Annotated in this window: 6 protein-coding genes; 5 read left to right on the top strand and 1 reads right to left on the bottom strand. The window is 58.2% G+C overall.

The annotated features are described in order from the left end of the window. Positions 1 to 183 precede the first annotated feature (183 nt). Positions 184 to 1,527, top strand: a complete 1,344-nt coding sequence (locus tag U1A53_RS26415; RefSeq protein ID WP_322284916.1) for a DUF1501 domain-containing protein — start codon at positions 184 to 186, stop codon at positions 1,525 to 1,527. A 20-nt stretch (positions 1,528 to 1,547) separates the two neighbouring features. Here U1A53_RS26415 and U1A53_RS26410 read toward each other — a convergent pair whose 3' ends face one another. Then, positions 1,548 to 2,822 (bottom strand): AP2 domain-containing protein, encoded by a 1,275-nt coding sequence (locus tag U1A53_RS26410; RefSeq protein WP_322284915.1) that lies wholly within the window; start codon positions 2,820 to 2,822, stop codon positions 1,548 to 1,550. Between the two features lie 420 nt (positions 2,823 to 3,242). Between U1A53_RS26410 and rpsB the strand changes: the two genes are divergently transcribed. The 4 genes from rpsB to U1A53_RS26390 all read left to right on the top strand — a co-directional run bounded on the left by rpsB (position 3,243) and on the right by U1A53_RS26390 (position 6,984). Beyond that, the gene (gene rpsB, locus U1A53_RS26405) at positions 3,243 to 3,935 is read left to right on the top strand and encodes a 30S ribosomal protein S2 (protein WP_322284914.1); all 693 of its coding nucleotides are present in this window, start codon (positions 3,243 to 3,245) and stop codon (positions 3,933 to 3,935) included. Between the two features lie 22 nt (positions 3,936 to 3,957). Continuing rightward, the gene (gene tsf / locus U1A53_RS26400; protein WP_322284913.1) at positions 3,958 to 4,557 is read left to right on the top strand and encodes a translation elongation factor Ts; all 600 of its coding nucleotides are present in this window, start codon (positions 3,958 to 3,960) and stop codon (positions 4,555 to 4,557) included. 376 nt (positions 4,558 to 4,933) lie between these two features. Then, the gene (locus U1A53_RS26395) at positions 4,934 to 5,998 is read left to right on the top strand and encodes a 3-deoxy-7-phosphoheptulonate synthase (protein WP_322284912.1); all 1,065 of its coding nucleotides are present in this window, start codon (positions 4,934 to 4,936) and stop codon (positions 5,996 to 5,998) included. Continuing rightward, positions 5,995 to 6,984, top strand: coding sequence for a PfkB family carbohydrate kinase (locus U1A53_RS26390; RefSeq protein WP_322284911.1), 990 nt, complete (start codon positions 5,995 to 5,997; stop codon positions 6,982 to 6,984). The genes U1A53_RS26395 and U1A53_RS26390 overlap by 4 nt, the downstream gene beginning before the upstream one ends. Position 6,985: the final 1 nt, after the last annotated feature.

Below are 6,985 nucleotides of genomic sequence, written 5' to 3'. Positions count from 1 at the left end.
AAATGGTCCGCACAGGCCTCTGTGCGGAATGCATGTCCCGCGGCCTTCGAACCGCACAGAGGACTGTGCGGACCACTTTAGAAGTGCCTCGGTTAGAGCCGTGCCGTAGCTCTCGTATGACTGCGGATGCCATCATCCGATCATCCCTGTGCCGGTCATAGCGATCCTCACGCGTTCATGTTTATGAACCCGCGTGTGCGCGATGGTGTCGTTGTGCATGGCAGACGCTCGGTTTTAAAAACGAGCCTCGCTGGTCTTGGCAGCCTGACTTTGCCAGGGCTGATGAAGCTGCGTGCGGAAGGGAAGGCCAAAGCGAGCAACAAAGCCGTCATCCTGCTCTGGATGACCGGCGGCCCCTCGCACATCGACACCTGGGATCCAAAGGTGGACCGTCCCATCGAAAATCGCGGCCCTTTTAAGACCGTCGCCACTAAGCTGCCCGGCGTGCGCATCTGCGAGTTCCTGCCGAAGCAGGCCGCCATGCTCGACAAGTTTACGATCATCCGCTCGGTCGATTGCCGCTTCAGCAATCATGAGCCGAACATGGTCATGCAGACCGCGAATCTCGCCAACGAGCCGCGCACGAACCCGAAGGCGAAGTATTACCCGTCCTTTGGCAGCATCGTGGCGAAGCATCACGGCTCGAATCACCCGTCGATGCCGCCCTACGTCGTGCTGAACATGAAATCGCGCTCGCATGTGGCCTGGGGCGGCTACCTCGGCACGCAGTATGATCCGTTTGACGGCAACAACGCCGCGAAGCTCTTTCAATTGCCTTCCGGCCTCAGCATGGACCGCCTGCACGCTCGCCAGACGCTCAGCAAGCAGATGGACGGCCTGCGCGCCGAACTCGACGCCAGCGGCATGATGAGCGCGATGGACACGTTCGGCCAGAAAGCCTTCGACATCGTCGCCGGTGGCCGTGCGCAGGAGGCCTTCGATTTGAGCCAGGAGCCGCAAAAGGTGCGCGACCGCTTCGGCGCGCACGATTGGGCCAAGCAAGCGCTGCTCGCGCGTCGTCTCGTCGAGCGCGGGTCAAGTTTCGTCACCATCGACCTCAGCAATCACAGTGCCTCCGGCACTTGGGACAACCACGGTGACAACATCCCGCCCTACGGCGGCATCTGGAACGGCCTGCGCCCATTGCTGCCCGTTTTTGATCACGTCATCACCACGCTCGTCAGCGATCTCGCCGAGCGCGGCATGCTCGATGACACCCTCGTCATCGCCATGGGCGAATTTGGCCGCACCCCCAACCTCGGCACGCAAGGCAGCATCGACGGCCGCAACCACTGGCCACATGTCATGTCCATGTCCCTCGCCGGCGGCGGCTTCCGTCATGGACAAGTCATCGGTGCGTCCTCCAAAGACGGCGGCGAAATCGCCGAACGCCCCGTCACTCCCGGCGACCTCGCCGCCACCATTTACCACCACATGGGGGTGCCGCTGGATGCGACCTACATGGACCATCAGGGCAGGCCGAATTTCATCGTGGATCAAGGAGCGCCGTTGAGGGAGTTGGTTTGAAGGAAAGCTGTTAAATTTTGTCACCACAGTGGGGAATCTGCCAAACCTGATCGTTTCACAGGTATCGCAGTGCCCCAGTAACGAAAAACAACGCTGCGGACCAATTGCTCGAACCAAGCGGGAGCATCGGGTGCCACATGAACAGCCTCGATGATCTGGGTCAAATCACACAATATCAACTCTCCCTCTGCCTTGTTGTGCGGAATATCTACGAGCGACTGTAATGCGTTAAGATCCCCGAGAGGTTTCAGGATTCTAAGCTCCTGCTCATGTTGGAAAGACAGGCGTTTGAACATGAAGGGTGCGAGTGGATTGCTTTCCGGAATCCACTGATTCCGGTAATCGACATAACGAACCATTCCAATTCGAGCATCTGACGGCATGATGGTGCAAAGTCGGTCATAAGTTGTTTGAATGCAGACGGCCTCCTCTGAACGTGCATAAAGCTTCCACATTCCAGCGGATTCATGGGAGTTCACATGCCAACAACTTGCACCGACCCATTCACGCAGTTTTTGAACAATCTCCGCAGCACTCAGGCCACCGGTAAGACGCAGATATTTTCGTACCAGTGGGCGCAACTCTTGATTCACTTTGGTAAAAGAACCTTCAAATGGATCATTCAGCTTGTCTGCTCGTGACAGAAAGACTCCTTTCTGCTCAAACATCGAGATCAGTTTTGTGAAGTCCATATAGCGCCAGACTTTGCTATCAGCCTCCGGAGGGGGCAGAAACAAAGCCAATGGAGCCGTTGCCTCGTTGTCATCAATCTGACCTCGTGAGCGCTCAATCATTCGCCGAGATTCGTCTCGTAATTTGCGCGTTCTGAACTCCGTCATGCTGGCGTTGTTTGCCTGCACGGCAGCGGCCTTTGCCTCTTCTGAACTCCCATACTTATTAACCAGAAATTCCCGGTAAAGCCTCCTGCCGTCAGGTGCATACACTGATGCCCGCCACACCGGATATTTTTTCACACCTCTGTGATCTTCTTTGTGGTAGAGATAGACGCCGTGACCGCTTCCTTCGTCGAAGAATCCACCTCGAACTGCACGTGTTCCGTAAACCCGTTCCGAAGCAGCAAATTCTTCTGCAAAAGCATTTCGAAGCCGTCTCGCAAAGACCAGTGCCTCATCTTCACCTCCATGCCTTTTCCAAGGGATCGAAGCAGTGATAAGAGGAAGCCCTTTCATGTTGAAGACCACCTGCCAAGAACGGCTTTTGGGGGAACCGTTTGGATTATCGAAAACCACTCTTCTGATATTTCGATTTGGACCGGATTTGGGCGGATGCCTCATAGATGAGTTGGTGGCGAGATTTGTTGCAGGCGCTATTGGAGAATCAGCGCTTCGCAATAACTTTCCGTGCCCTCTCCATCTCCTCCGGCAGGACGAGGCGATACTCCTTGGCCAAGGACTTTGCTGGGGAGGTTGTCGAGGGTGTAGCGGACGATGTTCTGACCGGCGCTGGAGCAGAGGATGATGCCGACGGGCGGGTTGTTTTGGCAAGCAGGGCAGGGGCGTGCTGCCGTGTAAGGTTTTCGAGGACGAAAAACCACTTGCCGCAGCAGGGGATGCCGGTAACATCGCGCCCCTTTTGCCGGGCCACGTTGGTCAGGCCAAAGGGTTCAACCCGAAGCCCGTTCGACCGGATCAGCCCTTGTGGCTGAGCGTTTTGCCCCCAAAGCGTGCGGAAGACAGGCACCTTACACCAAACACATGTCAATACAGATCCTAGCCGAGCTCGTCGAAGCCGGCGTCCACTTCGGACACCAGACCAAGCGTTGGAACCCCAAGATGAAGGCTTTCATCATGGGCACCAAAAACCAGATCCACATCCTCAACATCGAGGAAACCGTCAAGCAGATCGACACGGCCGCCGATTTCTTGGCCGATCTCGCCCGCAAGAGCAAAAAAATCCTTTTCGTCGGCTGCAAGCGCCAGGCGCAGGAAGCCATCAAAGAGGCCGCCGAGGCCTGCGGCCAGTTCTACGTCAACCATCGCTGGCTGGGCGGCACGCTCACCAATATGGAGACGATCAAGAAAAGCATCGCCCGTCTCAATTACCTCGAAGACATCGACAACAAGCCTGAGGTCAAGCTCATGTCCAAGAAGGAGCTGGCCAGCCTCAACCGTGAGCGCATCAAGCTGGAGCGCAACCTCCGCGGCATCCGCCACATGGGCAAGATCCCGGACGCTGTCGTCATCGTCGATTCCGCCCGCGAGCACATCGCCGTGCATGAGTCCCGCCGCTTGAAAATCCCGATCGTCGCCCTCGTCGATACGAACGCCGACCCGAACATCATCGACTACCCCATCGCCGCCAACGACGACGCCATCCGCTCCATCCGCATCATCCTGCAGAAGCTGATCGACCCCGTCATCGTCGCCACCGCCGAAGCGAAGAAATAATCTTTCACCCCACCAACGACACATGGCTGAAATCTCCGCTAAACTCGTCATGACCCTGCGTGAAAAGACAAACGCAGGCATGATGGAATGCAAAGCCGCTCTTACCGAGGCCGAAGGCGATCTCGAAAAGGCTGAAACGATCCTCCGCAAAAAAGGCACCATCAAGGCCGAGAAGAAGGCCGACCGTCAGACGAAGGAAGGCATCATCGCCTCCTACATCCACATGGCCGGCCGCATCGGCGTGCTCATCGAAGTGAACTGCGAGACCGACTTCGTCGCCCGCAACGAAAACTTCCAGGCCCTCGTGAAGGACATCTCCCTGCACATCGCCGCCTCGAACCCACGCTTCCTCCAGCGCGAAGACGCTCCCGCCGATCTCGTCGCCAAGGAACGCGAAATCGGCGCCGAGCTGGTCAAAGGCAAGCCTGCCAACATCGTGGACAAGATCGTGGACGGCAAAATGGAGAAATTCTACGCCGACAACTGCCTCCTTGAGCAAGCCTTCATCAAGAACCCGGACATCACCGTCCGCGACCTGATCAAAGGCAAGATCACCGAGCTGGGCGAAAACCTCATCGTCCGCCGCTTCACCCGCTACGCCGTGGGCGAAGACCTCTCGTAACACGAGTTTTCCAATTCGTGACTCATTCAGGGGCGGACGCGAGTCCGCCCCTCTTTTGTTAATCGCCACAGCCGTCTTGCCCTCAAGCACCCAATACGGAGCCATGAACTTGATATTTAGCTTTGCTAAAATACCTGATTTATGCCAAATTTCTGTAATTGGCATATTTCCCATGAGTGGCGGCCGCCTCTCCGGCCCTCCATGCCTGCGTCCCGTGCGCACCCCATCTCCATCGCCTTGCGGTGGTGCCTGAGCTTTGGGCACCAAGGGCGGTAGCTTGATCACAAACCACGCCGCACTGAAAACTCGCAACTTTCAGTTTCCTCCCGGCCAGAATCCTCCATCCTGCGCGCCCGCTTTTCGCCCCTAACTTGCCGTGAGTCTTTCGCATCCCACTGACGACCTCCGCGTCGCTGAAATCCTGCCGTTGATCCAGCCCGCCCTGCTCATGCACGAGTTCCGGCTGGGAGAGGTTGAATCCGCCTTCATCGAAGACTCCCGCAAGCGTGCCGAGGCGATTCTGACACTGAAGGATGACCGCCTGCTCGTCGTCGTCGGTCCTTGCTCGATCCACGACACCAAGTCCGCGCTCGAATACGCCCAGCACATCATTGAGGCACGTCAAAAATACGCCGCTGATCTCGAGATCGTCATGCGCGTCTATTTTGAAAAGCCACGCACCACCGTCGGCTGGAAGGGTTTCATCAACGATCCGCACCTCGACGGCACCTTCGACATCAACAGCGGCCTGCGTGGTGCGCGCGATTTGCTCATCAAGCTCACCAAACGCGGAATCCCCGCCGGCACGGAGTTCCTTGACGTGATCACGCCGCAGTACATCGCCGATGTCGTCGTCTGGGGCGCGATTGGTGCCCGCACGACCGAAAGCCAGGTGCATCGCCAGCTTGCCTCCGGTTTATCCATGCCCGTCGGCTTCAAAAACGGTACCGATGGCGGCATTCAGGTCGCGCTTGATGCCATTGAGGCAGCCAAAGGCCAGCACTGCTTCCTGTCCGTGACCAAGGACGGCGTCGCTGCCATCGTGAACACCAAGGGCAACAACGCCTGCCACGTCATCCTGCGCGGTGGCAAAGGCGGCACGAATTTCGACGCTGCCTCGATCAAGACCGTCGCCGATCAGCTCACTGCGCGCGGCCTGCCCGCCAGCGTCATGGTCGATTGCAGCCACGGCAACAGCTTGAAGGACTACCGCAAGCAGCCCGTCGCTTCCGCCTCCATCGCCGAACAAATCAGCGGCGGCAGCAAAGCGATCACTGGCGTGATGATCGAAAGCCATCTCGTCGAAGGCCGCCAGGACACCAAGCCCGGCCAAGCCCTCACCTACGGCCAGAGCATCACCGATGCCTGCGTCTCCTGGGAAACCACGGCAAGCATGCTCGAAGAACTCGCCGCCGCCGTGCGCGAGCGCCGCAAAAAATGAACTTCACCCGCAACTGCCTCGGAAGCCTCGCGAAGTGCCGCATCCTCGTGGTGGGAGATGTCATGCTCGATCATTTCATCTGGGGCCACGTCCGCCGCATCTCACCCGAAGCACCGGTGCCCATCGTCGAAGTCACCAAAGAAGAATTCTATCCCGGTGGTGCGGCGAACGTCGCCCGCAACATCTCGCCCTTCTCGTCACACACGCATCTCATGGGCCGCGTTGGCAAAGACATGGCCGCCGACAAACTCCGCGCTCTGCTGATCGAAGACCAGGTCGATCCCGCACCGCTGCTCGTTCACGAAACCCTGCCCACGATCTCGAAAGCCCGCGTCGTCGCACGGCAGCAGCAAATTGTCCGCGTCGATCGCGAAAAACTGCTGCCGCAGACCGATGACGAACTTGCCGAAGTCGGGCAACGCTTGAGAAAACTCGCGCCGAACCTCGACGCCATCATCCTCGAAGACTACGGCAAGGGCTTCATCACCGAGAAACTCATGCAGTTGGTCGCCAAGATCGCCGCCGAGCACAAATTGATCGTCACCGTCGATCCATCTCCGCGTAATCCATTGCCCTGGGCCGGTGTCTCGCTCGTGAAACCAAATCGCCTCGAAGCCTTCGCTGCTGCGGGACTCGAAGACCACCTGTTGCCCGAAGTTCCGCTCGAAAACAAAGATCTCCTCGAAGTCGGCCGCGTTCTGCTCGCCAAATGGAATGTCGCCAGCGTCCTCGTCACGCTCGGTGAGCAAGGCATGATGCTTTTCGAGCGCGACAAAGCCCCGCATCACATCCCCACGCGTGCGCGTGAAGTGTTCGATGTCTCCGGCGCTGGCGACACCGCCATCGCCCTGCTCACACTCGCCCTCGCGGCTGGATTCACCCTTCAAGACGCCGCAGAAATCTCCAATCACGCCAGCGGCATCGTTGTAGGCAAGCTCGGCACCGCCACCTTGACGCCCGACGAGTTGCTGGCAGCCTTTGAATGAC

Source organism: Prosthecobacter sp. (assembly GCF_034366625.1).
GTDB lineage: Bacteria > Verrucomicrobiota > Verrucomicrobiia > Verrucomicrobiales > Verrucomicrobiaceae > Prosthecobacter.
This window is presented reverse-complemented; position numbering and strand designations above follow the sequence as displayed.

Bases quoted from the DNA above. Each gene is read 5' to 3' on its own strand.
- U1A53_RS26415 (WP_322284916.1), top strand. From the start codon at position 184: ATGAACCCGCGTGTGCGCGATGGTGTCGTTGTGCATGGCAGACGCTCG.
- U1A53_RS26410 (WP_322284915.1), bottom strand. From the start codon at position 2,822: ATGAGGCATCCGCCCAAATCCGGTCCAAATCGAAATATCAGAAGAGTG.
- rpsB (WP_322284914.1), top strand. From the start codon at position 3,243: ATGTCAATACAGATCCTAGCCGAGCTCGTCGAAGCCGGCGTCCACTTC.
- tsf (WP_322284913.1), top strand. From the start codon at position 3,958: ATGGCTGAAATCTCCGCTAAACTCGTCATGACCCTGCGTGAAAAGACA.
- U1A53_RS26390 (WP_322284911.1), top strand. From the start codon at position 5,995: ATGAACTTCACCCGCAACTGCCTCGGAAGCCTCGCGAAGTGCCGCATC.